The organism is Desulfosudis oleivorans Hxd3, from assembly GCF_000018405.1.
GTDB classification, from domain to species: Bacteria; Desulfobacterota; Desulfobacteria; order Desulfobacterales; family Desulfosudaceae; genus Desulfosudis; species Desulfosudis oleivorans.
This window is the reverse complement of the sequence record NC_009943.1, coordinates 1949502-1965295: the sequence shown is the minus strand read 5'-3', so window position 1 is coordinate 1965295 and position 15794 is coordinate 1949502. Positions and strand designations below refer to the sequence as shown.

Annotated in this window: 13 protein-coding genes; 7 read left to right on the top strand and 6 right to left on the bottom strand. The window is 59.1% G+C overall.

Annotated features, from left to right (window positions below; translation table 11 throughout):
- Positions 1 to 135 precede the first annotated feature (135 nt).
- The 7 genes from DOLE_RS08490 to gdhA all read left to right on the top strand — a co-directional run bounded on the left by DOLE_RS08490 (position 136) and on the right by gdhA (position 8865).
- The gene (locus tag DOLE_RS08490; protein WP_012175073.1) at positions 136 to 1296 is read left to right on the top strand and encodes an iron ABC transporter substrate-binding protein; all 1161 of its coding nucleotides are present in this window, start codon (positions 136 to 138) and stop codon (positions 1294 to 1296) included.
- A gap of 14 nt (positions 1297 to 1310) precedes the next feature.
- The gene (locus tag DOLE_RS08485) at positions 1311 to 2384 is read left to right on the top strand and encodes a FecCD family ABC transporter permease (RefSeq protein ID WP_012175072.1); all 1074 of its coding nucleotides are present in this window, start codon (positions 1311 to 1313) and stop codon (positions 2382 to 2384) included.
- Positions 2381 to 3211, top strand: coding sequence for an ABC transporter ATP-binding protein (locus DOLE_RS08480; protein WP_012175071.1), 831 nt, complete (start codon positions 2381 to 2383; stop codon positions 3209 to 3211). Before DOLE_RS08485 ends, DOLE_RS08480 begins: the two co-directional genes overlap by 4 nt.
- A 66-nt stretch (positions 3212 to 3277) precedes the next feature.
- Positions 3278 to 5104 carry a sensor histidine kinase gene (locus tag DOLE_RS08475; RefSeq protein WP_041280979.1) on the top strand — a complete coding sequence of 609 codons (1827 nt, stop codon included), beginning with the start codon at positions 3278 to 3280 and terminating at the stop codon, positions 5102 to 5104.
- Positions 5101 to 6549, top strand: a complete 1449-nt coding sequence (locus tag DOLE_RS08470) for a sigma-54-dependent transcriptional regulator (protein ID WP_208596995.1) — start codon at positions 5101 to 5103, stop codon at positions 6547 to 6549. The genes DOLE_RS08475 and DOLE_RS08470 overlap by 4 nt, the downstream gene beginning before the upstream one ends.
- Positions 6550 to 6823: 274 nt before the next feature.
- Positions 6824 to 7405: a hypothetical protein gene (locus DOLE_RS08465; protein ID WP_012175068.1), complete on the top strand. Its 582-nt coding sequence runs from the start codon at positions 6824 to 6826 to the stop codon at positions 7403 to 7405.
- A gap of 104 nt (positions 7406 to 7509) precedes the next feature.
- Positions 7510 to 8865 carry an NADP-specific glutamate dehydrogenase gene (gdhA, locus tag DOLE_RS08460; protein WP_012175067.1) on the top strand — a complete coding sequence of 452 codons (1356 nt, stop codon included), beginning with the start codon at positions 7510 to 7512 and terminating at the stop codon, positions 8863 to 8865.
- A 98-nt stretch (positions 8866 to 8963) separates the two neighbouring features.
- On the opposite strand, the gene katG is transcribed toward gdhA, so the two are convergent.
- The 6 genes from katG to DOLE_RS08430 all read right to left on the bottom strand — a co-directional run bounded on the left by katG (position 8964) and on the right by DOLE_RS08430 (position 15779).
- A complete protein-coding gene (gene katG / locus DOLE_RS08455) occupies positions 8964 to 11162 on the bottom strand; it encodes a catalase/peroxidase HPI (protein ID WP_012175066.1) in 2199 nt (732 codons plus the stop codon).
- A gap of 196 nt (positions 11163 to 11358) precedes the next feature.
- Complete coding sequence (purN, locus tag DOLE_RS08450; RefSeq protein ID WP_012175065.1) at positions 11359 to 12117, bottom strand: phosphoribosylglycinamide formyltransferase; 759 nt, start codon at positions 12115 to 12117, stop codon at positions 11359 to 11361.
- 37 nt (positions 12118 to 12154) lie between these two features.
- Entirely contained in the window at positions 12155 to 12787 is a 633-nt protein-coding gene (locus DOLE_RS08445) for an HD domain-containing protein (protein WP_012175064.1), read from the bottom strand.
- Positions 12788 to 12797: 10 nt separating this feature from the next.
- Entirely contained in the window at positions 12798 to 13946 is a 1149-nt protein-coding gene (locus DOLE_RS08440; protein WP_012175063.1) for a saccharopine dehydrogenase family protein, read from the bottom strand.
- Positions 13946 to 14983 carry an enoyl-CoA hydratase/isomerase family protein gene (locus DOLE_RS17310; RefSeq protein WP_012175062.1) on the bottom strand — a complete coding sequence of 346 codons (1038 nt, stop codon included), beginning with the start codon at positions 14981 to 14983 and terminating at the stop codon, positions 13946 to 13948. The genes DOLE_RS08440 and DOLE_RS17310 overlap by 1 nt, the downstream gene beginning before the upstream one ends.
- Before the next feature lie 31 nt (positions 14984 to 15014).
- Positions 15015 to 15779: a cyclase family protein gene (locus tag DOLE_RS08430; RefSeq protein ID WP_012175061.1), complete on the bottom strand. Its 765-nt coding sequence runs from the start codon at positions 15777 to 15779 to the stop codon at positions 15015 to 15017.
- Positions 15780 to 15794: the final 15 nt, after the last annotated feature.

The following is a 15794-nucleotide window of genomic DNA, read 5'->3' as shown; positions in this document are numbered from 1 at the left end:
GAAGGTGACCCGCCCCGCATACCGGGGTAACCGCGGTACGCAAAAAATTTTTAAAAAATAGAGCCATGAAGGTGATCAGGCCGGCAGTGCCTGAAAAACTTTCATGGCTTTTTTATTGGCCGAAAGGAGTAAAAAATGAATAAACATTTTGAAAAAACGAGGAAAACAAATCACATCGCACGGCCTGCCGCCAGGGTGCTGCTGATCGCTTTTGTGGGGCTGTTGCTTTCGGGCACGACCCTTGCCGCCGACACCCGCGTCATTACAGACATGCTGGACCGGCAGGTGACGGTTCCGGAGCGGGTGGAGCGCGTGATCTGCTCTGGCTCCGGGTGCCTGCGGCTGCTGGTTTATCTTCAGGCTCAGGACCGTGTTGTTGCCGTGGACAGCGCGGAAAAAGGCGGGCTTCCCTTTTCCGTGGAGGCCCGGCCCTATGCCGTGGCCCATCCGGAGCTGCAAGCGCTTCCCCTGTTCGGCGAGTTCCGGGGCCACGACAACCCTGAACTGATTGCCGCCCTTTCGCCCCGGCCCCAGGTGATTTTCAAAACCTACGCGGCCCGGGACGGCGGAGCCGAGTCCCTTTTCGCTAAAACCGGTATTCCGGTAGTGGGGCTGGGTTACGGGGATCTGACCAGAAACCGGCAGGAACTGGACCGGAGCCTGCGGATCATGGGCCAGGTATTGGGCATCGAAGACCGGGCCGGGGCAGTGATCGCCTTTTTTGACGGGCTTGCCGCCGACCTGGAACGCCGGGTGAAAACAGTTGCCGATGCCGACCGGCCCACCACCTATATCGGAGGCCTGGCCCAGCGCGGGGGCCATGGTTTTGCCTCCACAGAACCGGCCTACGCACCCTTTGTTTTTCTGTCGGCCCGCAACGTGGCCGGGAAGCTGGCGAAATCAGGCAAGGGCGACTCCCATGCCGTGGTATCCAAAGAGCAGCTTCTAATGTGGAACCCGGAGATTCTCTTTCTGGACATCTCCTCGGCCAAGCTTCAGGCAGGGGCCAACGGCCTGGAGGAACTTCGGTCCGACCCCGCATACCAGGCCCTGACAGCCGTAAAAAAAGGCCGGGTGTTCGGTGTGTTTCCCTATAATTTTTACACCCAGAACTTTGAATCCATTTTCGCCAACGCCTATTTTATTGGAAAGACATTATACCCCGGGGCTTTTGCCGACATCGATCCCATGACCAGGGCCGAAGAGATTGCCGTCTTTTTAAACGGCGGCCCGGCCTTTGCCGCCATTAATCAGGGATATGACAACCTGGGATTTGCGAAAATTGTATTGCCTTAACCGCAGGAGTTGTCATGTCCCATTTTGACCACGGCCAGGTGCCGGCAGAATACACCGCCTATATCGGCCGCAAACTGTTTTTTCTGGCCGGTCTGCTGGCGGCCGCCGTTCTGCTGATGGTAATGGCCGTTTCCCTGGGCGCGGTGCGCATTCCCGCCGCGGAAGTGGTCCGGGCCTTTTTCGGCCTGGGCGAAGATGAGCGCTTTGCCCTGATCATCCGCAACATCCGCCTTCCCCACGCCCTGGCCGCCCTGCTGGCCGGGGCTGGCCTGGCTGTTGCCGGAGCGGCCATGCAGTCCATCCTGCGCAACCCTCTGGGCTCTCCCTTCACCCTGGGCATCTCACAGGCCGGAGCCTTCGGCGCCGCCTTTTCCGTGATGATCCTGGGGGCCGGCGCCATGCAGAGCACCCAGGCCGGCGCGGTCAGCGTCATCAATCCCTGGCTCACCACCCTGCTGGCCTTTGTCTTCTGCATGATCACCTCCCTGATCATCATCGCCATTGCCCGCATTCGGGGGGCCAGCCCGGAAGTGCTGGTGCTCAGCGGCGTGGCCCTGGGCGCCCTGTTTTCCGCGGCCACCATGTTTCTTCAATACTTTGCCGACGACATTCAGCTGGCCGCCATGGTGTTCTGGACCTTCGGCGACGTGGGCCGGGCCGGATGGCCGGAAGTCTGGTTCATGGCCGTGGTGGTGGCGGGTGCGCTTCTGTTTTTCATGTTTAACCGCTGGAACTACAACGCCATTGACGCCGGGGATGAAACCGCCAGAAGCCTGGGGGTCCGGGTGGAGCGGGTACGCATGATCGGCATGCTGGTCGCTTCCCTGATAACGGCGGTGATCGTGTCGTTTCTGGGCATCATCGGGTTCGTGGGCCTGGTCTGCCCCCATATCGTGCGCCGGGTCATCGGCGATGACCACCGGTTCCTGCTGCCGGCCTCGGCCCTGACCGGGGCCTGCCTGCTGTTGGCCGCGGACATCGGCGCCCGGCTGATGCTGGCGCCGAGAATGCTGCCGGTGGCCATTCTCACGGCCTTTTTCGGAGCGCCCATGTTTCTTTACCTTTTAATCGGGAGACGGCACACATGATGCTCTCGGTCAAAGACATATCCATCGGCTACAACGGCCGCATGGTGCTGCACGACCTGGGATTTACCCTGGAGCGGGGCCAGACCCTGGCGATTCTGGGGCCCAACGGCGTGGGCAAAACCACCCTGCTGCGCTGCATCAACGGCATGCTGAAGCCGAAAACCGGCGCTGTACTGGTGGAAGGGGCCGACCTGTTTGGCATGCGGGCCGGAGAAATCGCCCGGCGCCTGGGATACGTGGCCCAGCGCAGCGAGGCCGGTCGCATGACCGCCTTTGACGCCGTGCTGCTGGGCCGCAAGCCCCACATTCACTGGAACGCATCCGTTGCCGACCTGAAAAAGGTGAGCGCGGCCTTAGACCAGCTTGACCTGGGGCACCTGGCCCTGCGGTACATTGACGAAATGAGCGGCGGCGAGCTGCAGAAGGTGTGCATTGCCAGGGCCATGGTGCAGGAACCGTCCGTGCTGCTGCTGGACGAGCCCACCAGCAGCCTGGACCTGAAAAACCAGCTGGAAATCCTGCGCCTGATCCGCCACGTGGTCCATGAGCACAAACTGGCCGCGGTCATGACCATGCACGACCTGAACATGGCCTTCCGGTTCTCCGACGCCTTTATTTTTATCAAGGACGGCCGGGTGCTGCACTACGGCCGAAACGAGGACCTGACCCCGGACATGATCCATGAAGTCTATGAGGTACCCGTGGAGATCATTCAGCACCGGGGCCAGATGGTGGTGTTTCCCAGGCTGGAACGCAAACAGGAACAGGAGGCCCTTACCGGGCGCCATGCCCATGGCGGGGATTTTCATACCCACAACACGGAATAGCCCGTTGTTGGCCCCTCATTCTTATGTCTTGACAGCCATCCCTGTCCCCATAGTATGCTTGCAACCATGACACCACGCCCCACTCAAACCCTGCGCGCCAGGCTGCTGATTATTTTCCTGGCCGTGGCCCTTGTGCCCCTGGTGATCATGGGGTGGTTTTCCATCACCACCACCGAGGCCCTGATCAGCCGCATGGTACTGCGCCAGCTTCAGAACCTGGCCCAGGACAAGGCGGCCCTGCTGGAGCACTGGCTTGGGGAACGCAAGGCCGACATCACGGTGATGGCCGGAACCTCTATTGTCAAATCCATGGACCCTGCCCTGATCGGGCCTTACCTGGAGCTGATGCGGGAAAAGTACGGGGTGTACCGGGACTTTACCCTGGTGTCGGCCTCCGGGGAGACGGTTTTTGCCATGGGGCCGGCCCCTGCTTCAGGCCGGTACGCGGTGCGGCCCGACCTGTTCATGTCCGATATTACTTTGTTGTCCGGCGAAAGAGAATCCACCTTTCTGATTGCCGCGCCGGTAATCAACGACGCCGGCCAACTGGCCGGCACCCTGTACGGCCGGGTGGGCACGGCCCGCATCGTTTTTTTCGTTCTCAACGTCTCCCTGGGCAAAACCGGGGAGTGCTACCTGGTGGACCGGGAGGGCCGCTTCCTGGCGCACAAGGACCCGGCCCGCATCTTTGCGGAAAACATTACCCAGACCGGCAGCTTTAAAAACATCTTTGAAAAGCGGGACGGCAAAAAGGCCTACCTGGACTACCGGGGCATTGAGGTGCTGGGCACATCCCTGCGGGTTGGCGGCACCGACTGGTTTGTCGTGGTGGAGCAGGACAAGGCCGAGGCCTTTGAAAGCGCGAAAAAGCTCAAGCTGATCGTCTACATGACCCTTTTTCTGGCCATTGCCATTGCCATGGTGCTGACCTGGATCGTGGGCCATCACATTGTCCGGCCCATTCGCAGCCTGAGCCGGGCCGCCGGTTTTATCGCCGAGTCCCGGTTTGACCAGGCGGATTTGAAAACCACCCGGCGCGACGAAATCGGCATGCTCTACCGGTCTGTCGAAAACATGCTGGCAAAGCTCAAGGCCCGACAGGAGGACCTGGAGCAGGAGGTGGTGTCAAAGGACGCCCGCATTCGGGAAACCGACACCATGCTTGCCGAGACCCGGCTGATTGCCGAGCGGTCTGAAAAGTTTGCCGCCATGGGCCGCATGGGCGCGGCCGTGGCCCACGAAATCCGGACTCCGCTGACCTCCCTCAAGCTTTTCCTGGAGTCCGTTCAGGACCTGGCCCGGCTCTCTGCCGAAGACCAGGAGGATTTTCGCATCGCCATGGAGCAAATTCAGCGCATGGAGGGCACCATCAACCGGTTTCTGGATTTTGCCCGGCCCAGGGAACCGGTGTTTTCGGAAATCGATATGGCCGACCTGGTCGCCAGCGTGGTGATGATGATCAGGCCCCTGGCCAATCGCCAGGAGTGCGCGCTTCATGTCCACACGGAAGAAAACCTGCCGCCTGTCACCGGGGACCGGCCCCTGCTTTCCGAAACCCTGATCAACCTGATCGTCAACGCCCTGGAGGCCACGCCGGACCACGGCACCGTGACCGTCTCAGCTACAACCGACCATTTTGAAAAGGAGGGCGTCCGCACCCCGTGCGTTCGCATTGATGTCAAGGACACAGGCCACGGCATTGCCGAAGATCGTGTCAATACGATCTTTGAGCCTTTTTTCACCACAAAGGCGTCCGGCACTGGACTGGGCCTGCCCCTTGTGTTACATACTGTCGAAAGTCACGGCGGCTCCCTGCGTATCACAAGCAAGTTAAAGGAAGGAACAACCTTTTCCGTTTTTCTTCCCCTGAATTTTTCGGAACCGTTTGCATGAGCGACATGGCACACATACTGATCATCGACGACGACGAAGGGCTGGTCCATTTCCTTCGCCGGTTTTTCCAGCGCAAGGGATACGACGTCACCGCCTGCCTCACCGGCAGGGAGGCCCTGGCCGCCATTCCGAAACAGAGCTTCGACCTGATCCTGCTGGACTACAAGATGCCCGACATCAATGGGCTGGACATGCTGGCTGAAATCCGGCGCATCGAGATAAAAACCCCGGTGATTCTCATGACCGCCTACGGTACCACCGACCTGGCCATTGAGACCATGAAACTGGGGGCCTACGACTACCTGACCAAACCCTTTGACCGCAAGGACCTCTCCCGCATCGTCACCGAGGCCCTGGCCGTAAACCGCCAGATGAAGGAGCGGGTCCGCATCGGCACCGGGCCGTTCACCGCGGCCGAAGCCGTTGATAGCCGGTCCATTCGAATGGTGGGCCACGGCAAACAGATGCAGGAAATCTTCAAACGCATCGGCCAGGTGGCGGCCAATGACGTGCCGGTACTGATCACCGGCGAAAGCGGCACCGGCAAGGAGCTGGTGGCCCGGGCCCTCTACCACCACAGCCACCGCAACGACCGGCCCTTTATCGCGGTCAACTGCGCCGCCATTCCGGACAACCTGTTTGAAAGCGAACTGTTCGGCCACGAGCGGGGCGCCTTTACCGGAGCGGACCGCACCTATATCGGCAAAATGGAGCGGTGCGACCATGGCACCCTGTTTCTCGACGAAATCAGCGAACTTGCTCCCGGCGTTCAGGCCAAGCTGCTGCGGGCCCTTCAGGAAGGGGAGATCGAACGGGTGGGCGGGTCCGGCCCCATCAAGGTGGACGTCCGGGTCATCGCCGCCACCAACCGGAACCTGGAACAGGAGATTGAAACCGGGGGGTTCCGAAAAGACCTTTACTGGCGGCTCAAGGTGATCACCATTGACCTGCCGCCCCTGCGCCGGCGTAGGGAGGACATTCCCCACCTGGCCGACTACTTTCTGGCCCGGTTCTGCGCTGAATACAACCGGCCCCAGTGTTATCTTTCCGAATCAGCGCTGACCAAACTCACCGCCTACTCCTGGCCGGGCAACGTGCGCGAACTTGAAAATTGCATTCGCCGGGCCGTGCTGCTTACCGCCGGGGACGTGATTCCCGACGGCAGTCTCATGATTCCCGATGCCGAAACCGAGCCCCTGCCCGGCGACCTGGACACCGCGCAACTCATGGCCCGGCTGCGGGCCATGCTGGACGACATTCTGCCCCAACTGCTGAAACGACCCGGCCAGGGCCTGCATGCCCACCTTGTGGAGGTGGTCGAAACCGCCGCCATCACCCACGCCCTGGACGCCTGTGACAACAACCAGGTCCAGGCCGCCGCCCTGCTGGGCATCAGCCGCAATACCCTGCGCCAGCGGCTCAAAAAACAGCAGGACCCTGCCTGACCTGACCTGCCTCCCCGTCGCCTGTGCAGCTTCTGATCATCCTGCTCAAACCTTGAACAGCATCAGGACACCTTCCCAGTCTCTATTTTTTTACCATTCAAAAAAACCAATATTAATACAGTAGTTTAAATTTTGCTTCAAACTGCGACGGCTTTCGGCACACTAGTTGCGTTGGTAACAGTCGAAACGATGTTCCAGCTCTGCTGGAAAACCATAAACCCGAAAACCGGGTTTATGCAGAATACAGGTAAACGCTTTAAAAGGAGGTCCGCGCATGAGAAACAATCTTATTCACGATATCAATCTTGATTTTCCCGCCACACGAACACTGGTACCCAAAAGTGCGGGCATGGCCCCCGATGGACTTCGGTCGTCCGAACGCATTGACGAAGTGATGATGATGTGCGACCGGGACCAGCCTGTTTATGAACAGATCAGCAGCTTCAGCATCGCGCTTTATACCCTGGGATTTTTCGACTGCCCGGACCTGATGTCCGCGGAAGAGATGGACGCGCAAAAGGCCGCGGCCTTTTTAAAAGACCATTTTACCGAAATCCGGCAGGCGGCCCTGCCCATCCATTACCGCATCACCGAATCGTCGGAGCGCTACCTGCTGGTGGTGGGCGACCCTCTGTTTCCCAGGCATTTTGCCTCCCTGGTAGACACCAACAGCGCCCGGCCCTTTTTCTCCAAACTGCCTTTCTTTGGTGCCGGTTTCGACAGCATGGAAGAGCTGAAAAAGGAATTTGTAGACATCGACGGCATCACCGACCAGGATTTCCATTTTTTCAAAAAAAACTGGTACGGCACCATTCCGCCGGAGTCGGTGGGAAAAATTTATATCGTGAAAGACTGACCCGCTCATACACAAGTTTACACGCGTCCCGCTACCGGCGGGACGCGTGTCATATGCGGATCAAAAAATATCAACCCTGTTAACCCTCAGAGGAGGCACAAGGAATGTCAGTCATCAAGAGCGTCATCGACAAGGTCAAGCACATGGATCCGGACCAGAAGGAGTTCCACCAGGCCGTCATCGAGGTTATGGAGACACTGGAGCCGACTGCTGAACGTCATCCCGAATTTGTTAAAAACGGTATCTACGAGCGCATCGTGGAACCCGAGCGAGCGGTCCAGTTCCGGGTGCCCTGGGTGGACGACAAAGGCCAGGTCCAGGTCAACCGTGGCTTCCGGGTACAGTTCAACAACGCCATCGGCCCGTTCAAAGGCGGCATCCGTTTTCATCCCTCGGTCAACCTGGGCATCATCAAGTTCCTGGGGTTTGAGCAGATTTTCAAAAATTCCCTCACCACCCTGGCAATGGGCGGTGGCAAGGGCGGTTCCGACTTTGACCCCAAGGGCAAGAGCGACGGTGAGATCATGCGCTTCTGCCAGGCCTTCATGCGGGAGCTCTTCCGGCACATCGGACCGGAGACTGACGTTCCGGCCGGAGACATCGGCGTGGGCGGCCGGGAAATCGGCTACATGTACGGCTATTACAAAAAAATCCGCAACGAACATACCGGCGTGCTCACGGGTAAAGGACTGGAGTACGGCGGCAGCCTGATCCGGCCCGAAGCCACCGGCTACGGCACGGTCTACTTTGCCTCGGAAATGCTCGCGACCCGTGGCCTTGACTTCAAAGGCAAACGAGTGGCGGTAAGCGGGGCGGGCAATGTGGCCCAGTACGCCATTGAAAAGGTCAACGAGATGGGTGGCACGGTGATCTCGGTATGTGATTCCGGCGCCACCATCATTGATGAAGCGGGCATCGACAACGACAAGTGCTGTTATCTCATGGAACTCAAAAACGTCCGCCGGGGACGGGTCAACGAATATGCCGACCAGTACAAAACGGTCTGTGTTGAAAGTAAAAACGTATGGGACGTGATCCGTGAGCAGGGCATTAAAGTGGATGTGGCCCTGCCCTGCGCCACTCAGAACGAGATCGACGGCGCCAATGCCGAGGCCCTGGTGAAAAACGGCTGCATCTGCGTGGCCGAAGGCGCCAACATGCCCTCTTCCCCGGAGGCGGTGCGGATTTTCCAGGCCAACAACGTGCTATACGGTCCGGGCAAGGCGGCCAACGCCGGTGGTGTGGCCACTTCGGGCCTTGAGATGAGTCAGAACAGCTCCAAACTCTCCTGGACCCGGGAAGAGGTGGACAGCCGGCTGCTGCTGATCATGAAGGGCATTCACAAGTCCTGCCTGGACGCCGCCGAAGCCTACGGCAAAAAGGGCGATTATGTCACCGGCGCCAACATTGCCGGCTTTGTAAAGGTGGCCAAGGCCATGCTGGCCTACGGCATCGTGTAATACTTTATCGTCATTAAGGAGCTGGGCGACGAAGCAATCTTATGGCATGTGTGTTTCGGCCGGGATTGCTTCGTCGCCGGCTTGGCTTTCTTCCATAATCAGGCAAGGTCAAATCGATCCGCGTTCATCACCTTGTTCCAGACGGCCACAAAATCATTCACAAACTTTTCCCCGGCATCTTTACACGCATAGACTTCCGCGATGGCCCGAAGCTGGGAGTTTGAACCAAAGAGAAGATCAACCCGGGTGCCGGTCCACCTAAGCGCCCCGGTTTGCCGGTCACGGCCCTCAAACACGCAGTCGTCCGCCTTTGCCGGGTTCCAGACCGTTCCCATATCCAGCAGGTTGACAAAAAAATCATTGGTCAGCGTCTCTGGCCGTTTGGTAAAAACGCCGTGGGGGGACTGCCCGTAGTTGGCGTTCAATACCCGCATACCGCCGATCAACACCGTCATTTCCGGCGCGGTCAGGGTCAGGAGCCGGGCTTTGTCTATCAGCAGTTCTTCGGCGGATACAGTAAATTTTGCCTTAAGGTAGTTACGGAAACCGTCCGCCAGGGGCTCGAGCACGGCAAAGGATGCCGCGTCGGTCTGCTTCTGCGTCGCGTCCATGCGGCCAGGCTTAAAAGGAACGGTTCCTTTGTATCCGGCGTTTCTGGCTGCCTGCTCAATGGCGGCGCACCCGCCCAGCACAATCAGGTCGGCCAGGGACACCTTTTTACCGTCAGACTGGGCGCTGTTGAAGGCTCTCCGGATTTTTTCAAGCTTTGCCAGCACTTTTTTCAACTGGGCCGGCTGGTTGACTTCCCATTCTTTTTGCGGTGCCAACCGAATGCGGGCCCCATTGGCCCCGCCCCGTTTGTCCGAGCCTCGGAACGTGACGGCCGAGGACCAGGCAGTGTAGACCAGTTGAGACACCGACAGACCCGAGGCCAGAATTTCGCGTTTCAAGGCCGCGATGTCCCTTGCGCCGATCAGTTTGTGGTTCACCGCCGGTACCGGGTCCTGCCAGATCAGTTCTTTCTTTGGCACTTCCGGCCCGAGATAGCGGGAACGGGGTCCCATGTCGCGATGGGTCAGCTTGAACCACGCCCGGGCAAAGGCATCGGCAAAGGCTTTGGGGTTCTTGCTGAACCGTTTTGCGATCGGCCCGAGGACGGGATCAAAGCGCAGCGACAGGTCGGCCGTGGTCATCATGGGCCGATGCTTTTTTGACGGGTCATGGGCGTCGATCACCATGTCTTCTTCGTCCACGTCCATGGCCAACCACTGGTAAGCCCCGGCCGGGCTTTTGACAAGTTCCCACTCGTATTTGAACAGCACCTTCAGATACCCCATGTCCCACCGGGTCGGGTACGGCTTCCAGGCCCCCTCAATGCCGCTGGTAATGGTATCTCCGCCCTTGCCAGTGCCGAAGCTGCTCTTCCAGCCGAGACCCTGCGCTTCGATGGGAGCGGCTTCAGGCTCCGGTCCCACGTGTGAAGCCGGGCCCGCGCCATGGCACTTGCCGAATGTATGGCCACCGGCCACCAGGGCCACGGTCTCTTCAGGGTCCATGGCCATGCGCGCGAAGGTCTCAATCACGTCATAGCCCGCCGCTACCGGGTCGGGGTTGCCGTCCGGGCCTTCCGGGTTCACGTAAATCAGGCCCATCTGAACGGCGGCCAGGGGGTTTTCCAGATCCCGATCCCCGCTGTACCGACTCTTGGGCTTGTCGCTCGTTGCCAGCCATTCCTCTTCAGCCCCCCAGTAAATGTCGGTTTCCGGCTCCCATACATCTTCACGCCCGCCGGCAAAGCCAAAGGTTTTGAATCCCATGGACTCCAGGGCGCAGTTGCCGGCCAGTACCATGAGGTCGGCCCAGGAGATCCGTTTGCCGTATTTCTTTTTGATGGGCCAGAGCAGGCGCCGGGCCTTGTCAAGGTTGGCGTTGTCCGGCCAGCTGTTTAAGGGTGCCAGCCGCTGACTGCCGGAGCCCGCGCCGCCGCGGCCGTCACCCATGCGGTAAGTGCCGGCGCTGTGCCACGCCATGCGAATGAAAAGCCCGCCATAGTGGCCATAGTCCGCCGGCCACCACTCCTGGGAATCGGTCATCAGGGCGTAAAGGTCCTTTTTTACCGCCGCCAGGTTGAGTTTTTTGAACTCCTTCGCGTAGTCGAAGTCCTCGCCCATGGGATTGCTCTTGTTCGACTGCTGATGCAGAATGCTCAGATTCAACTGGTTCGGCCACCAGTCCCGATTGGACATACCGCCGCGAACCGTGGAGCCCACTACCGGGCGTTTGCTGTCTTTATCCATTTTGCTTCCTCCTTTTATTGTCCGGGTTTATGTACCGTGCTGACATGAATATCCTTTGGGTGTCTTTATGTGGGTACCGATCATCATAATCGATCGAATAATAGGTAAAAAGCGAGGCGGAACTGCTTTTATCCGGCCGGTATTGATGCTGTGGCTGGTTCCAGTGGAACTGTTTGAGTAGCTCGTAAAGGTTATATCAAACCGCCCTCACCACGTTTCTGGTAACCGGTTCTCCGTCCTTCTCCCCTATTTCCCGGCTTTCTATTTTAAGCCGGTTTTCGGCAAAAAGCTGAATGCATTGGGGGTAGAGCTCCCACTCCAGTTTGAGGCCTTTTTCCCGAATGGTGTCGATGGTGTCGTCCGGCAGAATGGCAAAGGATTTCTGGCCGATGATGGGGCCGGTGTCTTCACCGTAGTCGATAAAGTGGACGGTGCAGCCCCCGACCTTGCAGCCGTAGCGAAAGGTGTCGCCATAGCCGTCGGTGCCGGGAAAGGCGGGCAGCAGGGCCGGATGAATGTTCATGATGCGGGGCCGGGCCGGGTCGGGGTTGACATGGTCGATAAAGTACGGCGTGAGGTTACGCATGAACCCGGCCAGGATCAGCAGGTCAAAAGGGTGGCCTGCCATGTGGCTCAGCAGGGTGGCCTCGGCAATGGCCCTGGTTTTTAAAAAGGACTGGCTTTTGTCCGGCAGAGACGCGGCGGTTTTTTGCAGATCAAAATCGGATGGCAGGGGCAGGCTGTCGGGCTTTGCCTTGAAAGCTCCGAGGATCCGGCTGTAATCCACCACAAAAGTGGCAATGCCCTGGTTTGCCGCCTTTTCAAGGCCGGCGGCCGCCGGGTTGTCTGATCCGACAAACACCACTTTACCGTCGATTCGGCCTGCGTCGCAGGCCCGCATGACGGCGGCAAGGTTGGTGCCACTGCCTGAAATCAGTGCGCCGATTCGTATCATAGGGTCAATATAATGGGTAGGGTCAAAAGATTCAAGGTTAAACCTCACCGCTGTATTCGGTAAGGAACTGCTCAAAAAAGGTCTCCATGAACCGGTGGCGGGCCTCGGCCATTTTTTTGCCGGTTTTGGTGAGCATGCGGTCCTTGATCAGCCGAAGCTTCACCCGGTACTCCCGGAATCCCGTGTCGTCCTTTGAATAAGCCGGGGCCTTTTCCACATCAATGTCGGGATTGTGAAGTTTCGCGCCCAGTTCCCCGGCAAACAGGTAGGCCCGGGCCACGCCCACGGCGCCGATGGCGTCGATTTTATCCGCGTCAAACACCACCTTTGCCTCAAGGGTCTCGGGCTCCGGGGGCCGCCGGAACCGGTGGGCCGCCACACAGTGAAGAATGTTTGCCTTCCGCTCGGCAGGCAAGGGGAAATTCTCTAGTATCTCTTCAGCCATGCGCGCGCCCTTTTGCGCGTGACAGATCTTTCCATTTGAGCCGTCCTGGTGGTTTCTGCCGATGTCATGAAGAAAGGCGGCGGCGATCACCACCTCCATATCAGCCCCTTCAGCGGCACCGATGGTACGGCTTAAGCCCACTACCCGGCGGGTGTGTTCCCAGTCGTGGCTGCCGCCGGTGTTTTCAAGCAGGCCACGGACAATGGTCTCGATGCGGATCAGCATAAAATTGCCCTTATTTTCCCAGATGCACCGACGGCGTCAATCCGCATGCCTCACACCCCTCGATCAGGCCGTCCAGGTCAAAGGCTTCGATGGGGCCGACAGCGCCGGTGGCCCGAAACCCCTGGACGGCGGCCCGGTGAGCGGCCCAGGCCATCATTTTCGCCGTAAACGAGTAACCGTCAACACCCACAAGATCGGCCCGGGCCAGCAGGCGGCCTTTTTCGTCAAAGGTTTCAGCCACCACGTGGGTCTGGTGCTGTTGCAGTATTTCCGGTGACGGTCCTTTGCCTGTGCTCTCCGGCAGCATGGACAGCGCGGCCCTTGCCAGTGAACGGTATCCTGGGATTTTTCCGGCAACCGACTGGAACAGGGCCGCCTTCTGCATGATATAAGTTTTGCCGGCAAACCATCCCAGGTAGGTATTGATCTCCCGCAGCTCGGGAAAAACCCGCGGCAGGGAGAAATGTTCGGTACACGACACGGTCAGACCGGGATGGGGTTGGCCGTCCAGATCAAAAGTGCGCGTGCGGATACCGCCGGTCTGCTCCACCAGCTTCCCCGACTGCCATACCTTGACGGGATCGATCATGGCCAGACGAAGGGAAGAGGCGGTCCCCTGGCTCATGTCAAGGGGCTGGACCCTGCCCTTCTTTTTTGAATAATAGCCCACGTCCACCCGCACCGCCTTCTTGCCCGATGCGCTCAAGGCAATGCCGGCCGCGCAGTTGCCCGGAATATAGTCGTACCCGCAGGCGGTCAGCAGAGTGGCGCCGGTGGAACGGGCCTGCGGTCCGTAAGTTTCAAACACCCGGGCGATAAAGGAGGGTTCACCGGTGGAGTCGATATAAACAGCGCCTTTTTCAGCGGCAACGGAAACCGCGGTTGTGCCGTACTTTGCAAACGGCCCCACCGTGGAGACCAGAATATCCCCTTTCCCCACCAGGGCCGCCAGACCGGCCGGGTCGGCAACATCGACAACCGCGGTTTTCAGGCCGCCCAGTTCCGCGGCCACAGACTCCAGCTTTTCACGGCTGCGGCCGCACAGAATCGGCAAAAGGCCCCGCCTGACCAGCTCCTGGGCCACCTGCTTTCCGGTATAGCCGGTAGCGCCAAAAAGTACGATTTTCTGATTGTCCATGATGCCTCCCAGATCCTTCATTATTTCCCCTCGAACCGGTCAAAGATTTTGGCATTTTCCATCACGTCCAGAGTCTTGTGCAGCAGGTCCACAATCTCTTTGGTGGTGGCGTTTTCATGATCCAGGGTCATGATGTTCTTTTCAATGTATGCCAGATAATTTTTCAGGGCCATCTCGGTGTCTTTGGTGTCAAAACAGCGCACGCTCTGCTCAAGCTCGATGCTCAGGCCGTGGCGCAGCGTGGTACTCTCTCCCTGGACCACCGATTTTTTGATCGCATCAATGGCCACAGGAGGCCGCTTGCTCATCCTGTCGGCAAACGACTGGACCTTTTGGACAAATTCCGCCTTGTCAAATATGTCGGTAAGCAGGCCGGCCTGCCTGGCCTCCTGCGGGGTCCACTGGCAACCGCGCAGCATCAGCTCCAGTGCCCTGGCCCGGCCCATCAGCCGGGGCAGCCGCTGGGTGCCGCCGCCGCCGGGCACGATATTGACCAGCACCTCGGGCTGGCCCATGGTAAAACCCTGGTCCCCCACCATGAACCTAAAATCAAAACAGGCCGCCATCTCGGTGCCGCCGCCGTTGCAGGAGCCGTTGATGGCGGCAATGGTCACCTTATTCATGCGTTCGATGGCAAAATAGGTGCGCGTCATCTGGACCCAAAGCAACATACCCGACGAGTACCCGCGTATGGCCCTGGCCTGCCACAGCATCAGGGTCTCATACCAGGGGAACAGGTCCATGAGCCAGTTGGAAAAGGTCATGTAATATTTGAGCAGGGCGCTGGTGAGCCGATAGCGGACCAGGATGTGCAGCATCAGCCGCCGCAGGTGGGAGGTCAGGGCCGCAAGCTCGCCAATGGAAAAATGCATGATGTAAGAGTCTTCCCGGCCTCCGGTCAGAATAAACACCCGGATTGAATCGTCCCTGCTCACCTTCCTGATCAGGTGGTGCATCTCGGCCAGCATGTCGGTGATGATAAAATTGACCGGCGGGTTGTGAATCTCCACCCACAGGGTTTGATTGACCTGTCGTGTCTTGAGATACCTGTAGGTCATGGGCGCTCCTTGCTTATCAAAAGTCAAAAGATCAGGCCCCCTCCACCATGGCCACCACACGGGCCGGGCCGGCACTGGCCCCCTCAATCTTTAAAGGGAAACAGGCCACTTTAAATCCGTGGGACGGCAGGGCCGACAGGTTGACCAGCCGCTCGATGTGGGAGTAAGCCCGGTCCACCTGGTGGGCGGCCCAGAAGATGCCCTTTTCCCCTTTTTCCGTGGCCCGTGCGGCCTGAAGGTCTAAGGGTTCGTCCCAGCCCCAGGCGTCAATGCCCATGACCCGGATACCCCGGTCGATCAGCCAGACCGTGGCCTCGGCCGTGACGCCGGGACCCTGAAAAATATAGTCGGGCGCGCCGTAATGCTGGTCACACCCGGTGCGCATCAGCACGATGTCAAAGGGCTTGAGCGCGTAGCCGATATCGGAAAACCCCTTTTCAATGTCGGCCACATCAATGGGATTGCCCCGGGACTTGTGGGTCATGTCCAGGACCACGCCGTCGGAAAAAAACCACTCCAGGGGAAGCTGGTCAATGGTGGCGGCGGGCTTTCCTTCAATGGCGCTGTTGTAGTGCCAGGGCGCGTCCACATGGGTGGAGCTGTGCGTGCCAAGCTTTGTGATCTCCTCGGTGGCCCACCCTTCCTCATTTCGAAAGGCCGACGCGGGCGCGTTGAGCAGGGCCGAAGCCTGGGCCGCACCGTGGGCGTGGTTGAAATATTCGATATGAACGGCATCAAAGGCCGCGCTCTCCTTTGGCATGGAGCGGATGGTGGCCGACAGGTCAATGACTTTCATGATTTCCCCCTTGAT

What these genes read in the sequence shown, in the direction of transcription:
- DOLE_RS08490 (WP_012175073.1), top strand. Translation starts at nt 136, where the DNA reads ATGAATAAACATTTTGAAAAAACGAGGAAAACAAATCACATCGCACGG.
- DOLE_RS08485 (WP_012175072.1), top strand. Translation starts at nt 1,311, where the DNA reads ATGTCCCATTTTGACCACGGCCAGGTGCCGGCAGAATACACCGCCTAT.
- DOLE_RS08480 (WP_012175071.1), top strand. Translation starts at nt 2,381, where the DNA reads ATGATGCTCTCGGTCAAAGACATATCCATCGGCTACAACGGCCGCATG.
- DOLE_RS08475 (WP_041280979.1), top strand. Translation starts at nt 3,278, where the DNA reads ATGACACCACGCCCCACTCAAACCCTGCGCGCCAGGCTGCTGATTATT.
- DOLE_RS08470 (WP_208596995.1), top strand. Translation starts at nt 5,101, where the DNA reads ATGAGCGACATGGCACACATACTGATCATCGACGACGACGAAGGGCTG.
- DOLE_RS08465 (WP_012175068.1), top strand. Translation starts at nt 6,824, where the DNA reads ATGAGAAACAATCTTATTCACGATATCAATCTTGATTTTCCCGCCACA.
- gdhA (WP_012175067.1), top strand. Translation starts at nt 7,510, where the DNA reads ATGTCAGTCATCAAGAGCGTCATCGACAAGGTCAAGCACATGGATCCG.
- katG (WP_012175066.1), bottom strand. Translation starts at nt 11,162, where the DNA reads ATGGATAAAGACAGCAAACGCCCGGTAGTGGGCTCCACGGTTCGCGGC.
- purN (WP_012175065.1), bottom strand. Translation starts at nt 12,117, where the DNA reads ATGATACGAATCGGCGCACTGATTTCAGGCAGTGGCACCAACCTTGCC.
- DOLE_RS08445 (WP_012175064.1), bottom strand. Translation starts at nt 12,787, where the DNA reads ATGCTGATCCGCATCGAGACCATTGTCCGTGGCCTGCTTGAAAACACC.
- DOLE_RS08440 (WP_012175063.1), bottom strand. Translation starts at nt 13,946, where the DNA reads ATGAAGGATCTGGGAGGCATCATGGACAATCAGAAAATCGTACTTTTT.
- DOLE_RS17310 (WP_012175062.1), bottom strand. Translation starts at nt 14,983, where the DNA reads ATGACCTACAGGTATCTCAAGACACGACAGGTCAATCAAACCCTGTGG.
- DOLE_RS08430 (WP_012175061.1), bottom strand. Translation starts at nt 15,779, where the DNA reads ATGAAAGTCATTGACCTGTCGGCCACCATCCGCTCCATGCCAAAGGAG.